This is a genomic window from Algibacter amylolyticus (assembly GCF_014202225.1).
Lineage (GTDB): Bacteria > Bacteroidota > Bacteroidia > Flavobacteriales > Flavobacteriaceae > Algibacter_B > Algibacter_B amylolyticus.
Map to the genome: position 1 here is coordinate 140,454 of NZ_JACHGE010000005.1, position 23,503 is coordinate 163,956.

General features: G+C 35.3%; 15 protein-coding genes. All 15 read right to left on the reverse strand.

The features are described from left to right. Window positions 1-78: 78 nt before the first annotated feature. Window positions 79-1,953, reverse strand: a complete 1,875-nt coding sequence (locus HNQ90_RS11445) for a glycoside hydrolase family 2 protein (RefSeq protein ID WP_144116185.1) — start codon at window positions 1,951-1,953, stop codon at window positions 79-81. Between the two features lie 12 nt (window positions 1,954-1,965). Continuing rightward, window positions 1,966-3,108, reverse strand: coding sequence for an aldose epimerase family protein (locus HNQ90_RS11450; RefSeq protein WP_144116184.1), 1,143 nt, complete (start codon window positions 3,106-3,108; stop codon window positions 1,966-1,968). A 51-nt stretch (window positions 3,109-3,159) separates the two neighbouring features. Next, window positions 3,160-5,184 (reverse strand): family 43 glycosylhydrolase, encoded by a 2,025-nt coding sequence (locus HNQ90_RS11455; RefSeq protein WP_144116183.1) that lies wholly within the window; start codon window positions 5,182-5,184, stop codon window positions 3,160-3,162. A 33-nt stretch (window positions 5,185-5,217) separates the two neighbouring features. Next, window positions 5,218-6,615 carry a sulfatase gene (locus HNQ90_RS11460; RefSeq protein WP_144116182.1) on the reverse strand — a complete coding sequence of 466 codons (1,398 nt, stop codon included), beginning with the start codon at window positions 6,613-6,615 and terminating at the stop codon, window positions 5,218-5,220. Window positions 6,616-6,631: 16 nt separating this feature from the next. Beyond that, window positions 6,632-9,553, reverse strand: coding sequence for a TIM-barrel domain-containing protein (locus HNQ90_RS11465; protein WP_172625854.1), 2,922 nt, complete (start codon window positions 9,551-9,553; stop codon window positions 6,632-6,634). Window positions 9,554-9,566: 13 nt separating this feature from the next. Further along, entirely contained in the window at window positions 9,567-11,027 is a 1,461-nt protein-coding gene (locus HNQ90_RS11470; RefSeq protein WP_144116180.1) for a sialate O-acetylesterase, read from the reverse strand. Window positions 11,028-11,080: 53 nt separating this feature from the next. Beyond that, window positions 11,081-11,257 (reverse strand): hypothetical protein, encoded by a 177-nt coding sequence (locus HNQ90_RS11475; RefSeq protein WP_172625853.1) that lies wholly within the window; start codon window positions 11,255-11,257, stop codon window positions 11,081-11,083. A gap of 297 nt (window positions 11,258-11,554) precedes the next feature. Further along, entirely contained in the window at window positions 11,555-12,670 is a 1,116-nt protein-coding gene (locus tag HNQ90_RS11480; protein WP_144116179.1) for a family 43 glycosylhydrolase, read from the reverse strand. Window positions 12,671-12,698: 28 nt separating this feature from the next. Continuing rightward, a complete protein-coding gene (locus tag HNQ90_RS11485) occupies window positions 12,699-14,264 on the reverse strand; it encodes a family 43 glycosylhydrolase (protein ID WP_172625852.1) in 1,566 nt (521 codons plus the stop codon). Between the two features lie 32 nt (window positions 14,265-14,296). Beyond that, a complete protein-coding gene (mgrA, locus tag HNQ90_RS11490) occupies window positions 14,297-15,286 on the reverse strand; it encodes an L-glyceraldehyde 3-phosphate reductase (RefSeq protein ID WP_144116177.1) in 990 nt (329 codons plus the stop codon). A 70-nt stretch (window positions 15,287-15,356) separates the two neighbouring features. After that, window positions 15,357-16,784 (reverse strand): sulfatase, encoded by a 1,428-nt coding sequence (locus tag HNQ90_RS11495; RefSeq protein ID WP_144116176.1) that lies wholly within the window; start codon window positions 16,782-16,784, stop codon window positions 15,357-15,359. Window positions 16,785-16,826: 42 nt separating this feature from the next. Next, window positions 16,827-17,492, reverse strand: a complete 666-nt coding sequence (locus HNQ90_RS11500) for an SGNH/GDSL hydrolase family protein (RefSeq protein WP_144116175.1) — start codon at window positions 17,490-17,492, stop codon at window positions 16,827-16,829. Window positions 17,493-17,545: 53 nt separating this feature from the next. Further along, window positions 17,546-19,648 carry a Sip1-related alpha-galactosidase gene (locus tag HNQ90_RS11505; protein WP_172625851.1) on the reverse strand — a complete coding sequence of 701 codons (2,103 nt, stop codon included), beginning with the start codon at window positions 19,646-19,648 and terminating at the stop codon, window positions 17,546-17,548. 31 nt (window positions 19,649-19,679) lie between these two features. Next, on the reverse strand, window positions 19,680-21,839 hold the full coding sequence (locus HNQ90_RS11510; protein WP_144116173.1) for a hypothetical protein: 2,160 nt from the start codon (window positions 21,837-21,839) through the stop codon (window positions 19,680-19,682). A gap of 1 nt (window position 21,840) precedes the next feature. Continuing rightward, on the reverse strand, window positions 21,841-23,496 hold the full coding sequence (locus HNQ90_RS11515; protein WP_206669640.1) for an arylsulfatase: 1,656 nt from the start codon (window positions 23,494-23,496) through the stop codon (window positions 21,841-21,843). Window positions 23,497-23,503: the final 7 nt, after the last annotated feature.

Sequence of the window (23,503 nt, forward strand, 5' to 3'; positions counted from 1 at the left end):
TTTGAAAATTATTTTTCTTTAAATAATGCATCATGAATCTCTTTCAACTTTTCAGTTGAAGTTAAATTTTTAAACATTCTATTCTTCTAAAAGACCTGCTTGCTTATGAATTTTATACAATTCTTCTGGCGTAATTTTCATTACTTTTCTATCGTAGGTTATTAAACCATTTATTTCTCCTTCAACATCTGTAGTTTGTGTATAAACACCTCCACTAATACCCTTCTCTCTTAATTCTCCAAGAATTTTAGAACTTTCTTTATAACGCTGTATATACTCTTCTTTTGTTTTTGGAAGACCACCGTAACCCCAATTGCGTTTTTCTTTATCCCAAAGATGATTTTTTACAGCCCAACCATGACCACCAAATTCTCCAACTACTTTAATATAATTATCAAATAATGGCATCTCTGATGGAAAATCTGGATTCGGGTATTTATGTTCATCTACAATGTCACCCACTTCAAAAAAATTACCTCCACTTGCAATATTTAACATTCGAGACGGGTCATATGCTTTCGTCCATTTTCCTACTTCTATAGAGCGATGTTGACCCCAACGTTCATTAAAAGTAGTCCAAACCACTATTGATGGATGATTATGCAAAACGTCTATCATTGTTTTTAGCTCATCCATATACTGATTGTGTGCCCAATCTGGCCAATCTGCATCTACTAGATCTCCTTTTTTCCACTGATTATTTTTAGATACGAAATCTTCTGAAAGCATAAATGGTCTTTGCCATTTTGGCCATTCGCTACCTCCACTTCCACCAGAAGTTTGGTCTTGCCAAATAACAAAACCTAAACGATCTGCATGATAATAATAACGACGTATTTCACTTTTTTTATGTTTGCGAATCATATTAAAACCCGCTTTTTTCAAGTATTCCATTTCCCAAATAATAGCCTCATCCGAAGGAGGTAAAAGAAAACTAGCTGGCCACCAACCTTGGTCTAAAGGCCCAAAATGAAAGATTTTTTCTCCATTCAAACTAAATTGCCAATTACCGTTTTTATCACAAATTTTGCCGGCAGTTCTAAAACCAGTATAAGACTTTACACTATCTAATACTTCTCCATTTTCCCCAATAAGTTCTATAATAAGATTGTATAAAAAAGGAGATTTTGGAGACCAACGTTTTACATTTCTAACACTTAAAAGTGCTTGATTAGATACACTTATATTTTTTGTAATTACTTCATCATTATCTAACACTGTAATTCTTAGTTGGGTGTTTTTTTGCAAACCACCTACAATGGCATCTACTTTTAATTCGCCATACATATCTGCTAATAATTTTACAGATTTAATATATGTTTGAGGAACAGTCTCTATCCAAACTGGTGCCCAAATTCCAGAAGAGGGTGTATACCAAATACCCTTATTATCTCGTTTTTGTTTCCCACGAAGTTGATATAAATCTGGATCATCTGTACCATCAATAACTCTTAACATTACTTCATTTGCACCTGACTTTACCAATTTGGTAACATCAAATGAAAATGGCAAATTACCACCAATATGCGAACCTGCTAATTCTCCATTTACCCAAACCATACACTTATAATCTACACCTTCAAAATTTAGAAGTTGCCGTTGGTTGGTTTGTTCGGTCAACTGAAAAGTACGTTTATACCAAATAACTTCATCTGACTTTATTCTTTTTCCAACACCAGACAAAGGAGTTTCTAAAGCGAAAGGCACTAAAATATTTTGTTCCCATTTCTTTGGTGTAACTATACTGTTTGAAGTAATAGCGTATTCCCATAGTCCGTTCAAATTTTGCCATTGTGTACGTTCCATTTGAGGACGTGGATATTCATCCCAAACATTGTCTGGAGTTACTTTTTCTGCCCAAGTAGATTTTATTTTATCTCCTGTAGGTTGCCAATTTTGTGCGAATGTAAAAGCACTAAAAATAAGTACTAAAATGGTTAACTTTTGTCTCATCGTTTTATATTATTATTTGGTTTTGAAAGCATAAATGGTTTTTGTAGAATACGTTTCTCCGGGGTTTAATTCAATTGAAGGGAAATTTGGTTGATTGAGCGCATCAGGAAAATGTTGCGTTTCTAAAGCAAAAGACTCTCTGAATTCATATGCTTTACCGCTGTTACCGATATCTGAACCATCCATAAAATTTCCACCATAAAATTGAAGTCCTGGTTCAATGGTATAAATTTCCATGACACGTCCACTTTCAGGATCAAGAATACTAGCCGCCATAAACATCTCGCCGTTTGCTGGCGGATTTAATTCAAAATTATGATCGTAACCCAAACCATGCTGCAATTGAGCATTGGTTTTCTGTGCTCCTAAATCCTGGCCAATTGCTTTTCCGTTTCTAAAATCGAAAGGGGTTCCTACTACAGGTACATTTTCGCCTAAAGGAATTAAAGTAGAATCTACTGCCGTGTATTTTTCTGCGTTTATTTTTAGAATGTGATTGTTAATCGTTCCGTTACCTTCACCTGCCAAATTAAAGAAGGGATGACTGGTTAAGTTAACTACCGTTTTTTCATCGGTTGTAGCTTTATAATGTAACTCAAATTCATTTTTATCATTTAAAACATAAGTAACCTCAACACTTAAATTTCCTGGATAGCCCATTTCGCCATCTTTAGATAGATAGGTCAATACTATAGAGTTAGCTGTTACTTTTTTTACCCCCCAAACTTGGTTGTGAAACCCATCAACACCACCATGCAATTGGTTGGGTCCATTGTTTAAAGGAAGTTTATACTCAACACCATCCAATGTGAATTTCCCATTTCCAACACGATTTCCAACGCGGCCGATTAACGCGCCATGAAATACTTCATTCGCTTTTAGATATCCTTCAATAGAATTAAATCCAAGAATGACATCTTTCATTTCTCCATCGCGGTCTGCTGCGGTCAATCCAACGATACGACCACCATAATTGGTAATGGCAGCTTCCATACCACTTGAATTCTTCAAAATGTACAATCCTGTTTCTTTTCCTTTTACTGTAGATTTAAAATCTGCTGTATTTAACTTAAAAAAACTGGTGTTTTCTTGTTTTTTTTGAGTGCAGCCTATTAAAACAAAAACTGCAACTGTTATTATTGGTAATGATTTCATACTATATCTAATATTTTTTATATGGCTAACTATACTCTTGAAAAACTCCAACTACCTAACAATTAATTTTTCACAAAACCGAAAACCATCATTGGTAATTCCTTTAACGATGTGTAAACCTTTTAAATTAGATGTATCAAAACGATTAACATCATTTTCTTTTATTACAAGCTTTCCATTAATACTATACACTTCCAAACCTTCCACTTCAACATCAAACCTAACGGTGTCTCTGGCAGGATTTGGGGTCATTTTTATCGTTTTTTTTTTGACCTTATTTTCACCGATGGATAATATGCCAGTCATGCGATTCACTTTATAGATTTTTATCCAGTTAAAATTGCAACCATTATCTTCAAATTCTAGTTTAAGATTATGTTGCCCTTCAGAAAGTGAAACATCAAAAGCAATAACACTCTGCCAATATTGCCAACCGTTCGTATTCCCAACTGATTCGGAAGCAATAAGTGTATCACCATCATATAATTTCCAATTATTGTCGTGGTCTTTAGAGGCAACCCTAAACTCAATATCATAAATACCAGTTTCATCAACAGTAATATTATTATATTGGGCCCATTCGCCTGCATTTGTATTACTTATATTAATACCACCACTTACGTCGGTGGTTGATTCTGTATTCAAACCACCACTTGAAGTATCAAAACTTTCTGCCTGAATTATAATGGGATCACCATAACCAATAAATTGATCATCGTTATTGTTGATTATTTTAAATTCTTTAATACCCGCACTACCTAGTGTAGGAATTGAAGTTATTGTAATACGGATATATCTATACCAAGAATCCTTATCACTAACAGCATCAACATATGTAGTTGCACTATTGGTATTTGAGCTTTGATCAACAATAGTTGTCCAACCATACCTGTCATAAGAACCTTCAACAACATATGTATATACCCCTGACGTTTTAAAGGTTGTTTCTATGGCTTTTATTTTTAATTCACCAGACAAATCTACTTCCAACCATTTAGGAAGTGTTTCGTTTGCGGGAATCCACATGGTAGAATCATCGCTGTCCGCTGCTTTGGCTGGAGTATTATCTCCAGAATAATCGGAAGCGTTTACAGGCTTTCCATTGGTTGCTACATTGCCATTAATTACTGTTCTGCTTGGTACAGGGTTCTCAGTAAATGATTCTGCAATTGCATACGGGTCTCCATCGGTTTTAAAACCACCCCAATAATCAATCATTAACCATCTATAATCCCAACTTGTATTTTCGGCATCCCAAAAATGACCAGTTAACCACATTTGAGTTCCATCAGGAGATAGTGTATAACCTCCATGCCCTGGACGATGTGTACCATCATATATAATTTCTGGAAATAAGGTGTAATTACCCATTATGCTATTAGAATACCCCATCATCATTTCATATCCCTTTTTACCATTAGGAGATTTATTCCATGCTCGGAAAACATTATATCTATTATTATGCTTAATTACAAAAGGACCTTCACGAACACCTTCCCCATAGGCCGTATTTTTCCAAGTTCCAACTGTAGTCCAATCATCTGATAACGGTGCTGTAAATTCATCACTCAACAAATAGGACTTACCATCAGTATCTACAAAAATCCCTGGATCAAGGCGCTTTATATTGGTTTCTTTTCTAACCAATGTATAAGGCCCTTCAGGCGAAGAAGCCTCCAAAAACTTATAGTGTTTATTAGCGTCTTTAGAATTGCCACAGGTTACAACCAAATGATATTTACCACGGTAGTGATAGGCATCAGATGCCCAATAATGTGGCTCAGTTCCTCTATATGCCTTGAAAGGTCCACTCCAGTTAATCATATCACGGGACTTCCAGATAGGCGTCCAATCAATAGCCTGATCACCAGGAGCAGCGGTTCCCGTTAGATAATAAAAGTCTCCCATTTTAATCATCCAGGGGTCAGCAATCCGTGGCCCAAGAACATTAGTATAAGTTGTTGTTCCTCCTGGGTTAGTGGGAGATTTATCAACTTGTGCATAAAGCGGAAGTACTGCAAATACAAGTGCCAATTTTAAGCTTAAAAATATTGTTTTTATTATTTTCGAATTCATTATCTTCTTTTTTTTATTATTTCTAATCTAGTTTTATTTGTCATCATTTTTCAGAGCAGGATGCCACGTTTCAGGAATTTCTTTTTTCAATTTGTTTTTCGCATTTAGTATTTCTGGATTTGAGATAATATTTTTCCACTCATGAGGATCTGATTCATGATCATAAAACTCTTCGCTACCATCAGGATATTGAATGTACCTATAGCGACCATTGGAAACTGATGAATACTGTTCTCCATAGGTAGTAAGCACAGCACGATCAGATGCCATAGAAGGGTTTTTAATGAAAGGCAGCATACTAATGCCATCAAGTTTACTAGTTGGTTGTTCCAATCCACAATAATCAACTAGTGTAGGATAGATATCAACCAAACTCACTGGGTTGGTACAAACAGCTCCTTTGGTTTCAGGCGTTCTAATAACTACGGGAACTTTATCAGCTATATCCCAAAGGGTAGATTTTTCCCAATGATTTTTCTCGCCACAATGGTATCCATTATCAGAAATAAGGACTACAATAGTGTTTTTTGAATAGCTACTTTTATCCAAAGCTTCTATGAGACGACCAACATTCCAATCTGCAAATGAGTTTGTTGCACAATATCCCCTAATCATTTTCTTCCAAATGTCTGGTGTGGGCGCTCCCGATATTTGGAATCTAGTATCTCCATCAACTAATTTTCTACCTTGCTTAGGAATATCATCTAAATCTGAAGGATTATAGCCTTCAGGAATCGTGATTTTATCAATGTCATACATATCAAAAAAACGTTTTGGAGCCGTAAACGGTGTGTGTGGTCTATACAATCCGTAATACAAGAAAAATGGTTTTTCATGTTCTTCATTTAAAAACTCAATAGCCGCATCTGCATTTTTTACATCGGGAAATTCCTCATCTGGAAATGAATCTACACCCCAAAATGGACGATTTAATTGATTTTCCTTTCTAGGAAAAGGACCAAATCCACCTTGATGAACTGGACTATTATCAAACATGGCATCCTCTCTACCCTGTGGGATTTTAGCATGAAAAAGTTTACCAGAAGCCCAGGTTTCATAACCATTTCGTTTGAAAAATTCGGGCATGGCTTCTACCTTTTGCAGCACTTCTGAAGTTATCCAAGATGTCGAATTCTTTCCATTACGATAATTCCCTGTATTATGCGGATATTTTCCACTAAAAAAGGATGCTCGCGATGGCATGCATACTGGCGATGCACAGTAAGAGTTTTCGAATACTACGGATTGTTCTCTTAATTTATCTAAATAAGGCATTTCAAGTGGCGCATATTCTTTTAAGAGGCCATAGCTATTCATATCGTCAACACAAATAAAAACAACGTTTGGTTTTTGAGCATAAATACTGACAGAAAAGAGGGCACACAACACCATCAATTTCAATGTATTAGTTTGTCTAAAAATGTCTTTCATAATCAAATTATTTTGGTTAATCTTTCTTAATAAATTTTAAAACGTGCTTTTTACCCTCTTGTTCGATAGACAAAACGTATAATCCTAGAGCCAATCCACGCAAACTAATTTCTTCTATATTAGAGAATTCATTGACCCCATAATTAAAAGACTTAACCAATGCTCCGGTTGTATTATAAATTTTCATTTGAACTTTACCTTTTTGGGTAGCATTTAACTTTACAGAAAGACTATCGCTGGATGGATTGGGATAAATTTCAAAAGTATTGGACTCACGCACTTCTGGGACATTTAAAGCTGTATCATTCAAATAATTCACGAATAATACTTTTGATGCTTGATCATAATAATAACGACCGGTTTCTACCATCATATCTTCCCATGATGAACTGGATGAAAGTGTCTTTGTACCTGCAATAACTTCGGTAACAGTTGAAACATCAACAACCTCTATATGTACCTGCTTGTTAAACAAACTCTCTGAATTAATATGAAGAGTAACCACGCTACTTTTGTTTTCATACGAAACGGCTGCATAAGAAAACACACTTTCTGCTGCGCCATTTAATGGATAGATTTGAAATGCATCAATAACAGATTTTGCGTTATACAAATCCGTACCTGTGCTTGCAAAGTAAGATTTACCAAGTACGGGTGAATTATCTCCAATACGAATAGGCAAAATTGCAGGTGCTCTTACATAAACTGGCATTTCTGTAAAATCGGGTGATGTTTGGCTAAATGTTTTTTCTCCAGTATGCTTCTCTTTTGTAAAAAAGTTAAACCAAGTTCCTTTTGGAAGATAAACATTACCACGAGAGTGATTTGTGGTCACATAAGGTGCAACAAGCAAACTTGGTCCAAACATATATTCATAGTCTAAATATGCATTAACATCCTTTGGAAATTCAATAGGCAACGCACGCATAATTGGTATGCCATCTGAAGTAGCAACAAGCCCACTCTCATGAATATAAGGCACAAGCGAAGCACGTAACCAAGTGTAAGCTTTGAAAGCATCATTGGTTTCAGCATCGTATTTCCACGGACGCAATTCTTTATCTTGATGCGCATGAGTCCGCATTAATGGACTAAAAAGTCCAAACTGTGCCCAGCGCAAATAATTTAATTTAGTTAAAGCGGGGTTTCTCTTGTAAGCACCAATATCTGCTCCCCAATAGACACCTGCACTAGCACACAGATTAATACCAGCACGAATAGTACTTACTAAATCTTTCAAAGAGCTCGTGGTGTCTCCAGCAAAAAATCCACCAATGGCATGATCACCCGCCCAACCACTTCGAGCAAAATTCATCCAATCTCCATCTGGATATTTTTTCATTTCTGATATATATGCGGCACGATGATAAAGGTGTTGATACAAATTATGCGACTCAAGACCGCTAAAAGTAGGATATCCACGAAGTGCTGTATCCCAACCAGCCTGTTCACCAAAATCTAGCATAGAAATTTTGTACAGGCTTCCATTAAACTCTTTATTGATTACTGATTCAAGACTATAATCATAATAGTTATTTCCAGATTGAAATGCATGATCGCTTACCCAAGGTGTACCATCAGAACGCAAAATAACCTGATTTATATTTCCGTTTTTAACCATAGGATCCAGATGAGCTCCAAACCTTACGCCCAAGGGCTCCATTTCATTCTTGTATATATCTAATGTTTCATTACTACCAGGCGAAATTCCCGGTGCATACATGGCGCTGTAAGTGAACCCGTTTTCGTTGTAACCTCTAACCTCTCCAATCAGTCGATCTGGTTTACTATTAAATTCAAGTGGATTTCCAAAATGATGTCCCATCCATGGCATATGTACCCAATCTTTGACTTCGAAAATTCGTCCTGTTACGTTAGTATAAGCACGGTAAATATCATAAGCATTATCTCCAACAAACAGAAAGTAATCGCACAAGCCTCCAATACTCGAAATATCCACCACACCTGATTCACCAGCTTCAATATCCCAACGAACAAGACCACCATGATTATAAAACATACCTGTAGAATTTACAGGATTGAGGTAAAAAGGAATTGGTTTATACGTTTCTGGTGTACCACTATTAAGTGCTTCTGCCATACCAATACACCACTGCGAAAAAATGCTTTTCTTGTGTTTGAGACGATCAAAACGTTCGCCAAAACCAATATACTCATCCTCTTGCGCCGCATCGAAACGTACACGTACTCCACGAGGATTGTCAATAGATTCTGATACATTAAAACCCTTCTGACTAAACTTAAGCGCTCCATTTCTATATACTTTCATAGAAAATGGGGCTGTTTCAAACTCGATTAAAATTGGCTCGCTTAAATAAGTAATCACTAATTTTCCATTAGTTTCACTAGCAGATACGGCAGCTGGAATTAAAGCTTTATCATCAAAATAACCAAGTTCTTCTCCAGTTACATGGATTAAACCATCATTAAAAAATGAGATATTAAGAAGGTAATTATCGCCATTAGCATTTTCGAACTTTAAATTAACTTTATTATTTTCAAATACCAATTGGCTTAAGTTATTTTTAAGTACCCAAGAATTGTTTCTAACATTACCTACACTTCCATCTGCATAAACCAAATTAGTAAATTCGTTTACAACTCTCAAAGCATTGGTTTTTTTACCATTATTAGTACCTAAAAGATCTTTCCTTGCTGTCTTGAAATCTATATCCCAACTTGACTTTCGATTCCAACCTTCATCCCATAAAAAATTAACCCACTTTTTAATAATTGCATCCTCTGAACCTCCACCATATGATGGATTATCGCCTTTTGAAATACGAAAAGCCTCAATGTCTGCATAATCCTGTTGCAGATCATTAGGATTAGAATTCTGTGCAGAAACAACACAGGTAAATAATATACTAAATACCGTAAGAATTAAGTGTTTACTAAATCTGAAAATTGTTTTCATTATTAAAAAATTATTAGTTATTACTATTTGCTTGTTTAGCATCTATCCATTGGTCAGTTCTAAAAGATGATACGGGTAAAAGATTCGTACCATAAAGGGTACCCATTACCCAATTTCGCCAAGCATATCTAACAGCCACTGGATTAGGTACTCTATCACTTTTGATAAACACATTTTTACGCTTTACTATTTTAGCGCTGGCTGGATAAAACACTTTATCAGAACCTGCTATTTCAAATCCTTCTAAGTCATTGTGAGCATACAATCCGTTGTCGGCATTTTTAAACTTCAATGTTATTCCACTACCTTTTATATCTAGAGATTCATAAATAGGAGCAGCATAATCTATTGTTTTGTAACCATAAGTTTGGTTTAAGGCATTAAACAATAACCTATTGGCCACTTCTTTTTTCTTTGGTGGATGAATGCCATGTTTGTCTCCTATATCCATCGTAATAGCGATGCCCGAATTTGGAATTAAATCCAAACATTCTAATTGTGCTTCTCTAATAAAAGCACTATTGTCAACCGTTTGAAACACATCATTATTTCCATATAAGAATGGGGCAATCTGCACATAGTAGAATGGGAAATCTCCTATTTCCCAACGTGCTCGCCAATCTTTTACCATGGCTGGAAAAAGTGTTTTATACTGCTCAGGTTCTTTACGATTAGCCTCGCCTTGATACCACAATACACCTTTTACTGTATAGGGAATCAATGGATTTATCATTGAATTAAACAATGCAGTTGGAATACGCTGTGTCCTCTTTGTTATATCTACATCATCTAGGTTAACATTTTGATGTGAACTTAGCACGGCCTTACTCATCCAGGCTTGAACTGAACTATTACCCCAAGAAGTATGTATCATACCAACAGGACAATCTAAAATTTCCTGAAGTTGCTCACCAAAGAAATAAGCTACAGCACTAAAATTTGAAACACTAAGCGGAGATGATTGTTGCCAGCCTGTAAACTTTTCAATAGTGTTTAACGGGGTTTTTGAGCCCACTTTATCAACTGTAAAGAGACGTAAATTGGCATTATTAGATTTTGCAGTTGCCATAACAGCACCAAATGTAGGTTGCCCTTCATAGCCTTTTATAGGCTGTTCCATATTAGATTGACCAGAGCACAACCAAACCTCTCCAAATAAGATATTTTCTAATATTATATCTGAATTTTCACTATATATTTTTATGGATTGAGATGCTTTACTGTTGGTTGTTTTAACCTCTATACGCCAACTACCCTCCTTGTCAGCTTGAACATTAATCTGCTCAACTAACCAAGAGGCATTGATAGTAACCTTCTCATTAGCATCTGCCCAGCCCCACAACACGATAGTTGTATTGCGCTGTAAAACCATATTTGAAGATACAATAGCCGGAAGTTTAACCTCTGCATGGATTGATTCTATAACTAGCAAGAATAAAACTCCAACTAAGGAAATTAATTTAATGCTTCTCATTTTTTATTGATATTTTTTTTGTTTTTATTGATGACTTTCAAGAACTTCTATCTTTAAAATCCAGTTTCTAATCCCATATATTTATAATCTTTAAAATCTGCCGTTCCCTGCCCATATTTGAATAAACTTATATTGTAAGCATCGGCATCACGATTACTGTCTTTAAATTTTTCCCAATTAACTCCATCCTCTGAATACATTAAGGTAATATCCTTGCGATAATTCACCATTTTTAGCCATACTTTCCCCGGTTTTGACAGTGTTTTTCTTTGGAAACGCTGACCACGTGATCTTGCTACTGCCCAGAACACAGATGCACCATCGGTAGCAATGCCCCATTTCCCAAGATTAATTCCTGCAATTCCCTCTCCTTGTTTTATTTCTACTAAAACACTGGCTTCAAAACTTTGGTTTACTGCGCGTTGTGAAATGGTTGAAGCTTCATTGTATTCTACTTTTTTACTTCTAATTTGTAACCTTCCGTTTCCAAAATTTAATAGACTTTTATTAGTATTACTAAACTCACATTATATGCTAGGTTCATTACCATTGAAATTATCTGACAATGGCATGCCATGTGCTACCTTTTCGCCTTTAGGCATAGGAATTAAAGCGTGTATTGGTAATTGATCTTTAATAACTGGCCAACCATCAGTGGTCCATTCTAATGGCATTATGAAAGTAGGTCTACCCATTTCTGTGTATCCTTTAACTCTGCCGTGAAAAATAGTATACCAACTTCCGTCGACAGCTTTAAAAACAGTCCCATGCCCTTGATGCCAAAAAGGCTCTTCATGAGAATAGGTATGCGTTAATGGGTTGTGTGGACTATTTTCCCAAGGTCCCAAGGGCTGTTTAGATCTAGCAACAATACTCATGTGAGCCGTTGCAGGACCTGCCGTTCCGCCTTGAGCAGAAACCATATAATAATAGCCATCTTTGTAAAACAACTTTGGACTTTCTAAACATTTACATTCTACGATCCAAGACTCTGGAATATCCCAACCCGTATAATATTGTTTTAATTTTGAAACGGCTTTAGTGCCTTCATCATTTAATTCTACGGCAAAACCATGACCTAAATACAGGTATTTATCTCCTTCAGGAGTTTGGATAAATCCAGGATCAATACCATTGTAAAAACTATCTGGATTTGGAAATTCAATTATTTTATCTGTTTCGGGAGCTTCTATTTCCAAATTAATCGGGTCACTCCAAGCTCCAGTTATATCCTCTGCTGTTATCACAAAATTTCCCATAAAATTCTGTTTTTTTCCGGGGTAGATACCCACTGGCATATAGATGTGAAACTTGTTGTTGAAATATTGTAAATCTATCGCCCAAACGCGATCATAGCCCTCAGGTAAATGATGCCTTTTGATGGGCTCCCAATTCACTAAATCGAGGGAGTGCCATATCAATATATTAGCCCCTTTACTGAACGCTACATAATAATCTTTGTCTACTCTAACAATACTTGGATCGCCATATTTTCCAGGAAAAATAGGATTCTTATAAAGTCCGTTTCCTTGATCAGGAATATGTTGATTTTCAGAAGCTACTTTAGAAACAAAAAAGTTCTGAGCTACTAAAACCAATGGAGAAACTCCAAGAATTATAAAAAGTAGTATCTGTTTTCTCATTTTTAGATTAGTTATTGAATTTATTAAATTATGGCAATGGCTTCAATTCGAAATTTTGAATAAGCACTTCTCCATTTCCGCAGGCAAATATCCCTGGTCTTAATCCTTCCCATGGTCCTAAGGCATTTCGAGTTAATCCTGACGCTTCTCTGGTAGCGGTTACTTTAGTCCAGTCTTTACCATCAGCACTATAAAACATTCTGACCAAGTCATCTTCAAACTGCATTTTAATAAAAATGTGATTCCTATCAAATGGCGCCTTGAATCCGATGTTATGACCATTTGGAAACCCCATATAAGTTTGAACCAAACCATCCTTTAGACCTAATGCTGCATAACCAACGCTTTTCTCATAATAAATAGTTGCACCTCCAATAACGCCCTCAGGCACCGTCATTTCAACTATATATTCATAATCTGTATGGGTTACTGGCATAACCATTGGAACACATTCTTTTACACTTTCTCCATTTCCTTTCAGGTACATGCCACCGTCAGCAAATCGATATCTACCTTCGGCAGTTTGTGCAGGGAACCCCCATTTCAAATCCAACTCAGGTCCTTTGAAATCGTCAGTTAATTTAAAACCATGTGCTACTGCTTCTCCTTTAGGTTTTTTTAGGGGGCCAGCAAGATCAGTATTCTCGGGGATTTTGAACCAACCATCTTCTGTCCATTCTATAGGTGCTAGATTAATTTGTCTACCAAGGTTTATACGATCCTTCAAATACGTATGATACATCATATACCAATCGCCGTCGGGTGTGTCAATTAGCCTTCCATTGCCCTGAGACCAAAATGGTTCGTCGGCACTAGAAGTGTGAAGAATAGGGTTATGTGGCGAGTTTTCCCAAGGGCCTTCCATAGATTTAGATCGGGCAGCTATAACCATATGACTTGTAGGTGGACCTGATGTTCCGCCTTGAGCAGCCGTTATGTAATAGTAACCATCTTTATAAAATGTATTCCAGCCTTCAAGACAATTACACTCAATGTCCCAATCACTAGGAATATCCCAGCCTTTATATTTACTTTCTGAAATATTCAGGTAACTTTTACCATCTTTTGTCAATTCCTTTATAATCCCAGTACCAAAACCTGCAATAGCCCAACGACGCCCATCTGGACCTGATCCAACGGTTACATCATGCCTCATTCCTTCCAATTTAGTAGGGACACTCCATGGTCCTAAAGGATTGGGAGCTGTTCTAACCGAAATACCATTTTCACTACCATTCCTATAATCCTGATAATAATAAAAAAGATCTCCGTATTTTGAAATGTCTCCACCACCACCTTTACCTGACCACATATTACCTATAGGTTCCCAATTAACCAAATCACGTGAATGCCACATAAGATGCCCTGGAGCCGCTGTATAATAATGTACGAGATAATAATCTTTATCTACACGCATTAGACCAACATCGGCAATATCACCAGCCATGATAATCGGGTTTCGGTAATATCCATTACCTTGATCTCCGGCTTTCTTTGAAATAACCTCTACGGATGAATCAGAAGGAATCGTAACTTTATTATTAGAACATCCAACAATGCCCAACATTGTAAGGATAAATAAAAGGTTTTTCATGTTTTTGCAGTATATTCTATAGTTCATTTCTTTTAAGACTTTAAAATATTTTCGATTGCATCTAATTCGTCATTATTGAATTCAATATTGTTCAAGCACTTCATTGAATCTTTTAACTGTTCAGGTTTACTAGCTCCAATTAATACAGAAGTTATCCTTTCATCTTTTAACAACCAAGACAATGCCATTTGTGCCAAGGTTTGATTTCTTTCAACAGCGATAACATTTAACGCTTTAATTTTATTTAGTAGTTCAGGAGTAATATGTTCTTCTCTCAAAAATTCACCTCTTGCAGCTCTGGAATCTGAAGGAATACCTTTTAAATATTTATTTGTAAGTAACCCTTGTGCCAAAGGAGAAAAAGGAATGCATCCAACACCCTTTTGTTCCAGTAAATTGAGTAAACCACCTTCTACCCACCTTTCAAACATTGAATATTTAGGCTGATGGATTAAACAAGGAGTCCCTAATTGTTTCAATATTGGTATTGACTGTGCTACTTGCTCAGCACTATAATTTGAGAGTCCAACATATAGTGCTTTCCCTTGACGAACAATCAAATCTAAAGCAGCCATCGTTTCTTCTAGAGGTGTTTCAGGATCAGGACGGTGATGGTAAAAAATATCTACATAGTCCAATTGCATTCGTTTTAAACTTTGCTCAAGACTTGCAAATAAATATTTTTTAGAACCCCAATCTCCATATGGCCCTTCCCACATGCTATAACCAGCTTTTGTAGAAATAATCAGTTCATCTCGGTAAGCTTTGAAATCTTCCTTTAAAATTTTACCAAAATTTGCTTCTGCACTTCCCGGCGGTGGTCCATAATTATTTGCCAAATCAAAATGAGTAATTCCACTATCAAAAGCAAGATGTACTATTTTCTTATAATTATCGGCCACATCAACATCTCCAAAATTGTGCCATAAGCCTAACGAAAGCGCCGATAATTTAAGCCCACTATTACCACAACGGCGATAAATCATTTCACTGTAACGATTTGATTTTGCTATATATGTCATATTTATATATCCTGTTTTTTTTGTTTATCTTAAAAAACTACTAATAACTTTTTTAGAAATTTAAAACAAACTAATTCTTCAAAATTGGTAATTTGGCATTTGTGTCCTTTAGCCACTGCAAAAGCTTATTGTTTAAATCTGTTACTTTTCCAGGAAATTCTGTTGAAATATCTTTGGTTTCTCCTAAATCATCTTTTAGGTTGAACAGCTCAAATTCGTTTCCTTCATATCTTTTTATCAGTTTCCAATCGCCATCTCTTATTATACTGTAAGGCACAATATCTTTACCTCTGTAGTGAGGGAAATGCCAATACAAAGGAATTTGAGAAAGTGCTTCGTTGTTTAAAAGTTTACTAATATCTCTACCATCTATAGTATGGTTTGGAAGAGGTGTGTTGGTAAGCGAACAAATAGTTGGTAAAAAATCTACGCTAGAAATTGGTAAATCTGTTAATGAACCTGGCTGTATTTTACCTTTCCAATACACAAACATAGGTTCACGAATGCCGCCTTCATAAGGATACCCTTTTCCTGAACGTAGTGGCTTATTACTTGTTGGTCCTAATAATCCACCATTATCAGAGAAAAATATAATAATTGTATTATCTAAAACATTTTCCTTTTTCAGTACATCTAATAATTTACCTACAGAATGATCTACACCTTCTACCATTGCAGCATATTTTGCGTTATCTTGATCATCTACTGCTGTTTTTGCTTCATACTTATCCACTAATTCTGGTTTTCCCATAATTGGTGTGTGAACTGCGTAGTAATTCATATTGATAAAAAACGGTTTGTCTTTATTATTCTGAATTACATTTGCTAACTCATCTGACAATCTATCTGTTAGATATTCTCCTTTTTTTCTGGCTTTCATCGTAGGAAAACCATCTACTCTTTTACTTGCATAAGGATCAAAATAACTTCCAGGTTGTCCAAAATCACAACCTGCAATATTTACATCAAAGCCTTGTTTTTCAGGATAGTACACATCAGAACCTAAATGCCATTTTCCTATATGACAGGTGAAATATCCTTCATCTTTTAAGACTTCTGCAATAGTAACCTCGCTATTTTCCATCCAATATGGATTGGAAGGTGTTCTTAAAAGTCTACCTTCATTCTCTTCATATTCAGGAAGTGGCGTCATATCGCCTCCTTTTACTTGAAATTTAGCTTTAATCCAATCTGTTACACCAGTTCTTGCTGGATAACGACCTGTTAAAATAGAAGATCTTGTTGGTGAACAAATAGCCGCTGCAGCATAAGCATTGGTAAATTTTATACCTTCTGCTGCTAATGCATCAATATTTGGGGTTTCATAAAATTTGCTGCCCATGTAACCAACATCTTTATAACCTAAATCATCTACCAGTAATAAAATAACATTGGGTTTTGTTTTTTCTATAGTTTTTTCTGCTGCCTTATGTTTACAAGACATAAAAGTCAAACTGACTAAAACAGCATATAGAGTTATGTTTTTGATTTTTTTCATGTTTATTTTTTAAATAATTACTCTATTCAATTAAAAAAAGCATCAATACTTTTTAATTTCAGTTTCCAGAAAATCTATTATTAATTTGCTAAGTGCTTCATAACCTTCTTTTGTATAGTGAACATCATCTGTTTTTTTTTTATATTTATTATGAATCGGTATGGACTTTTTATAAATATCATTCACTTCTACAGCATGTTTCTCCATAACTTTTTTAGCGGCATTATTGTATTTTATAACATCTTCCTCAAACCTTCCTGCCTCATTTTCTGGAACATATGTTGTTGTTACAAAAATTAATTTTACCTTGGTTTGTGCTTTTATAGTAGACACAATAGAATCCAAATTAGCAGCATAATCCTCCACACTATATGTTATGGTTCCATTAATTTTATCTCGTCTACCTTGGTTTTTTGAATTCAAATCTCGATAGCACAAATCCCATAGTCCCCAATTAAACTGAATGATATCATAATCGTCTTTAGTTACCCAATCTTTAATATTAGCTAAGCCTTTGCCTGTATGTTGCGCATTTCCTTGATTATGAGACACTATGGCCTTATCAGCCAAATGCTGTTTTACAAAGGGTGTATACCCAAGCGATATGGAATCTCCAATAATCAAAATCTTTGGTTGCTTAAATGAAAATGATGTCATAAAAACAAACATTACAGCTGTTAAAATAAGTAGTACTTTAGTTTTTATCATTTTATAAGGTTTCATTTGAAAATACATACAGGCAAAAGCCTTAGTTATCATAATTATCTTGATGTAATTTTATAAATCCCTGTTTTCTCCGTTTTTAAAATGATGCCTTCCCACAATCCATTAGAGAGCATTTTAAATTCAAAGTTTTTAGACACCGGTTTTTTATCCTTACACCAAATAAGAATTGAGCCATCTTCTATTAATTTTATAGTAATTTCTTCCGCAGACACATCTATTAATTTATAAGTTTGTGCTGAAAGGTATTTATCAGGTCTTCCAATAACAGACCACCCTTTAGTTATCGGGCTTAATTGAAGTAGTTTATCTTCACGAGTTTCCAACTCAAAAGTATAATCATCTACTAATTCTACAGCGTTTTTATTGAAACTATCATATAATAGGATACCTTCTTGTGGGATTTCCCATAATCCCTCATTAGGTTGTATCATAGATCCTGCAAATGGATAATCCTCTATAGAAACAGATCCTTTAAGTTTTACATCACGATTCAAGTTAACCGCAAGAATAGATGCTGTTTTGTTTTCTAACGGTGCTATAACTTTAAATAATTCTTTGCCTGTAAACGGATCTATCATCATACTTTCTGGCAACGGAACACCTGGAGCCAAAGTGCCCACTATTTTACCATCATTATAAATGATTGGTTTTAAGTGCGTATCATCAATATGCGTAGTTTCATCTGATAAATAAACAGGGCCTCCAGACAATGCTCTACACGTTGCCATTAAACGAGCCGTTTCTTTAAAACTGGTATGAAACATATCTTGATCTAACCAATAAAGATGACCTAACCAAAACGCATTGGTAAAGTTTTGAACCACCGTTAAATCTATTCTATCCATAGTGGTTTTATAATCAATACTACTGCGGATAAGACCACTAGCTTTATGATTAAAAACATTAAAGTTTTGCTGTGCAATACAATTGATTAAATCCAAATCATGCTCTATAACATTATCTTCTAACGCCATATTGTTATAATGCACTCCACGGATGGCATTTTCACTCCCCTTGTTATAGCGATAATTATCAGACTGAAAATCGACTTTAATGATATCAAAACCTGCATTTTTTGTATCTGAAGTCATAGCGTTATAAAAAGCTTCAGCAGATTCTGGATTTATTTTCGGCATGTAATGTGTGTCTCCTTTATACTCTACCTTTGTGATATGCTCACGCAAATCTTCCATGGTATGTTTTGGAGAGATCCCTTTCATATAACCTTGCATATTTCTCCAAATTCCCATCCACTTAATCTTTTCATCTTTTTGACTCGTGATAGGCTCCCATCCATTTGGAAATTTTTCTTTATCTACCCCAAAAGAAATCAATCGTTTATTTTCTTCATCTAAATACCCATCATCCACCAATACCCAACGGAACGGCAAATCACTTTTTTTAATATCGCTAATTGATTTTAGAATATTTTCTTCATTAATATCCGTACGGAAATGTTCCCAAGAACACCAGCCTAAATATTTAAAAGGTTCTGCGTATTCTTTATCTGAACGCCAATTTACATGGCCTTTAACTCCCTCTGCATTCTTTGCTAGTTCCCAAGCATTTCGTGTCGCTTCATAAGGATTTTCAGATTCTGCATAAGCCAGAAGTGGTGCTTTTGTATGCTCTGTTTTTGTACCATAAGTCGCCATTCTTAAATGAATCGTATCATTATAAATAGCAAAGGTATTCCCGATAGAAGCTGTTACTATAGGTAAGATTACAAGATATTTTCCTGAGTTTTTTTTTAACATTAAAAATGCGCCTAGGTTCATGAAATCATCCCAACGTGGTGCTATTTTTTTGTAATTAGAAAGTTCTGAAACATTATCAAACCAAAGTGGTTCCATTCTATTTCCAGAAGCTATACCTTCGCTAAACGGACGGTAGTATATCCCTTTATCAAAAGGCGTTAAATTTAACTTTATGTCAGAAATTATTCCGTCGGCATTAGGCTTAAGATCTTGTTCTTCAAGCATAATCAAACCTTCACTTTTAAAAGTGTTGACATCTATTATTTCAGGAATAGTATTTAACTTTTTCTTCCCTTCACTAGAGTTACAAGCCACAAGAAAAACACTTACAGACCCTAAAAGGATAAGAAAACTATTGTGCAATAATTTTATTCGATTCATTTTCATATTTATTAGTATTTATATATATTTATTATTCTATTGAAATAGGTTGTGTGAACGTAACATTCCCTGCAACATCCCAAACTTCCATTCGCACCCATTTTTTTCCATTCAAGTTCAGTTCTTTTACAAACTCCTTTGAACCAAAAGCATCCGTTTTTGATAAATCAATTTTCAACCTGTCTATACTTTTACCATCACTTGTTATGATTTCAATAACTCTTAAAGGAAACGTCCACGATAATTCCGCTTTAAGTTCAACCCTCTTAGCGTTTCTTAATTTTAGAACGCCTCCACTTTCTACGCTATTTACCGTGAAGTTTTTGAGAACAATCTCACCCGTACTGACAATAATATTTCCGCTACTCAGTGTTTCTAGAATAGGTTTCCAGCCTTCTTTAAAACGAGGTAACTTACCCAGTTTAACATAGTTGATATTCATAGCGCCATATAGTTCATAATCGTTTTCAATATCAAACACATCTACTTCTCCTAAAACATATTTTTTGTGTCCCCAATCATTCATATTATCAAGTAGGGTAAATACCCTAGATCCTATTTTATCGTCTGAAAGATCTACTGGCATATTCTTCCATCCGCCACCTAAATAGCGATCTGATTTATAAAAATCTTGATCCATATATTTATCAGGATATCCGGCTGAGCCTTTAATACGTCCATGAGCTACCCATATAAGCCCGTTTTCCTTCTCAAACAATTTTAAAATATCATCTTGACTACTCACATGGTAAACCTTACCATAGCCTTTTACATCTTCTACAAATGGCTTTTCTTCTTTATTATTTAAAACCCAATACACAGGTTTTGGGAAAAGTGCCATCCAATGACCACCAAGATGCACATTAGCCTCTTCTCCTGGTAATAATAAAAAGTCATCTGTAGATAATCTTTCGCATTCAGAATTCATCAACTTTAATAAAGGAAGACGTTTTTCTCTAGTTAGTTTTGGTGTTCCACCTGTATGAAATTCTCCCAAGTGGACAATATCTACACCCATTTTTTTGAAGAACTGAACAAACTCAGGATTCACAAAATCATCGGGAATTGCTGTGGTATTTAATTCCTTTTGTTTGTCTACTAAATTCAAAGTATGCTCAACATGAAAATGACTGGTCATTTTTTTATATCCAGGAACATCAACAAACTGATCGTTGTGCGTGTATTTTTTAACTTCATTTAATACAGCATCTGCTTTCTTATTATCAAAATACAAGAACATGTCCATTTTCTGAATGGTTGTGGGTGGTGCGCTAATCCATGGCACCTGACGCTTATCTCCAAAAACAGGTTGCCGCACGCCCCAACCATATCCGTTAAATAAATCAAGATAATTCTGACCTGACCAATTATAACCATAATTCCCTACGCCATCCAAGGGAGGCAAAAATCTATGAGGCGATGGAAATGTAGCCATGGACCCTAGTTCCGTTTCTGCAATAACTGCTCTAAATCGTGTTCGCTTAGGGGTTGCAAAATCATCATTTGCCAATTGCTTTTCTATCTCATCTTGAGTGTTTTGCCATACTATATTTTCCACATTGTTTTCCAAAGTTGAAAAGCCTGCATGGTATAAATAGGCTCTAGGATTTTCATTTGTAGACATGGCTGCCTCCATTTTCATCAAAGCGCCATTATTATAAAAAGTGAAATTTAAATCTCCCTGAAATTCGCCTGCCTTAAAACCTACAAAAGAAATTGTTGCTCTATGTCCGGTACTTGAAACTTTAACCTTTTTAGTATCTAAAATAGATTTTTGAATGTCATACGATCTTAAATAAGGATAATCAAAAAACACTTGCCATCCATCTCTTTTTTCCAGACTACGTTCTCCTAAAAATAAAGCATACTCTGGCTGAAGATTTTCAAAAAGCTCAATCATTTTTCCATCCTCAATAACACCTACTGATTTTATTAAAGGTTTTTGAGGATTCATCCATGTTATTTTCTTTAATGGTCTTACTCTAAAACTTACAAAATTGGTTTTAGAACCATGTGTCCACTTTGCTGTAATTAAGTCCCCATTATCACTAATCTCAACGCCGCAAGACGTTTTGTAATCACTATAATCTATGGTTATTTTATTTTTTTGACTTTGAGCAGTTAGACTGAAGACAAAAATTGACATGAATAGTAAAACATGCTTGTTAATTGATGCATTAAATAACTCCATATTATTTTTTGTTTTTATTTCTGTTCTTCTTCTTTTCAGCCCTTATTTTCAAAACTTCGCTATAAGCAAATACCGATTTTTCCTTTTCCCAATGATCATACATACTTCTTAATTCATCAACCTTTTCGCGTCTAACATTTGCTAGATTATGCATTTCTGTACGATCGGTTTCCATATCATATAATTCCCAATTGGTTTCCTTCTCTTTTTCCCATTTAGAAACCAATTTATATTTGCCCAAACGAACCGCCTTATTTCCTTCATGTTCCCAAAAAATAGGTTCGTTATGAATTTGTTTATTTTCACCTTTAAAAAGCGGAACTAAGCTTTTCCCTGAAGCAGGAACAATAGTATTTCCTTCATATGCTTTAGGATAATTTGTCTGTGCAACATCAACACAACTGGCCATGATATCTGGCAAAAAACCATATTCAGAGATTATTTTTCCTTGATTTTCTTTTGAAATCATTTTTGGCCAATGCACAATAAACGGCGTACCAATACCGCCTTCGTGCGTCCAATGTTTATATTCTTTATAAGGCGTATTTGAAGCGTTTGCCCATGCTCTGCCATAAGAAAGCGCATTGTAAGCTTTTTTAGTTTCCAGATGATTTGGATTTCCGCTTCCCAATTCAGAGAACTCGGCGCAAGCACCATTATCATTAAGGAAAATAATTAGTGTATTATCAAACATATTCTGTGTTTTTAAATGATTGACGAGGTTTCCAATATTTTGATCCATGCGATCTACCATGGCAGAATAAATGGCACGACGGGTATCCATTTCAATCTTTTGCTCATCGCTTAACGAATTCCAATCACGTGAATCTTGAGATGTTAATTCCCAATTTTCATCAATAACACCTAATGCTTTCATACGTGCATAACGAGTTTCACGAAGTTTAGTCCAACCTTCAAGATACTTTCCTTTGTATTTTTCAACTATTTTCTGGGGTGCTTGTATTGGCCAATGCGGAGCTGTATATGCTAGATATAAAAAGAATGGTTTTTCTTTATCCTCTTGTTTTGAATCATCTATGAATTTAATAGCATAATCTGTAAAAGCATCAGTTGTGTAATAGTCCTTTGCCTTTTCGGTAATAGTATCATTCATAAATGTAATACCACGCGGGTATTTTGGCTTAAAATAATTGCTTGCACCTTCTAGAATGCCATAATACTTATCAAACCCACGTTGCAAAGGCCATTGAGATTTGTTAGCGTCTCCTAAATGCCATTTACCTGTCATTAAAGTTGTATATCCTGCATCTTTTAAAACCTCTGCAATGGTTACATTATTCTTACTAAGAAATCCACGATATTCTGGAACGCCATAATCATATTCATCACTATTATGAGGGTTGGTCATATGACCAATTCCAGTTTGATGGGGATAACACCCAGAAATTAAACTTGCCCTTGTGGGGCAACATCTTGCGCCATTATAAAACTGTGTGAAACGTAAACCATTATTTGCAAGCGCATCAAGATTAGGGGTATCTATTTCGCCTCCGTAACATCCCAAATCTGAATAGCCCATATCATCAGACATAATAAGGATAATGTTTGGGCGCTCATTGTTATTCCCTTTTGGCGATGGCACTTTTTGACCACAACTAGTTAGAATAGATAGATAGACTAGTGCTATTAGCCTCAAATTTTTT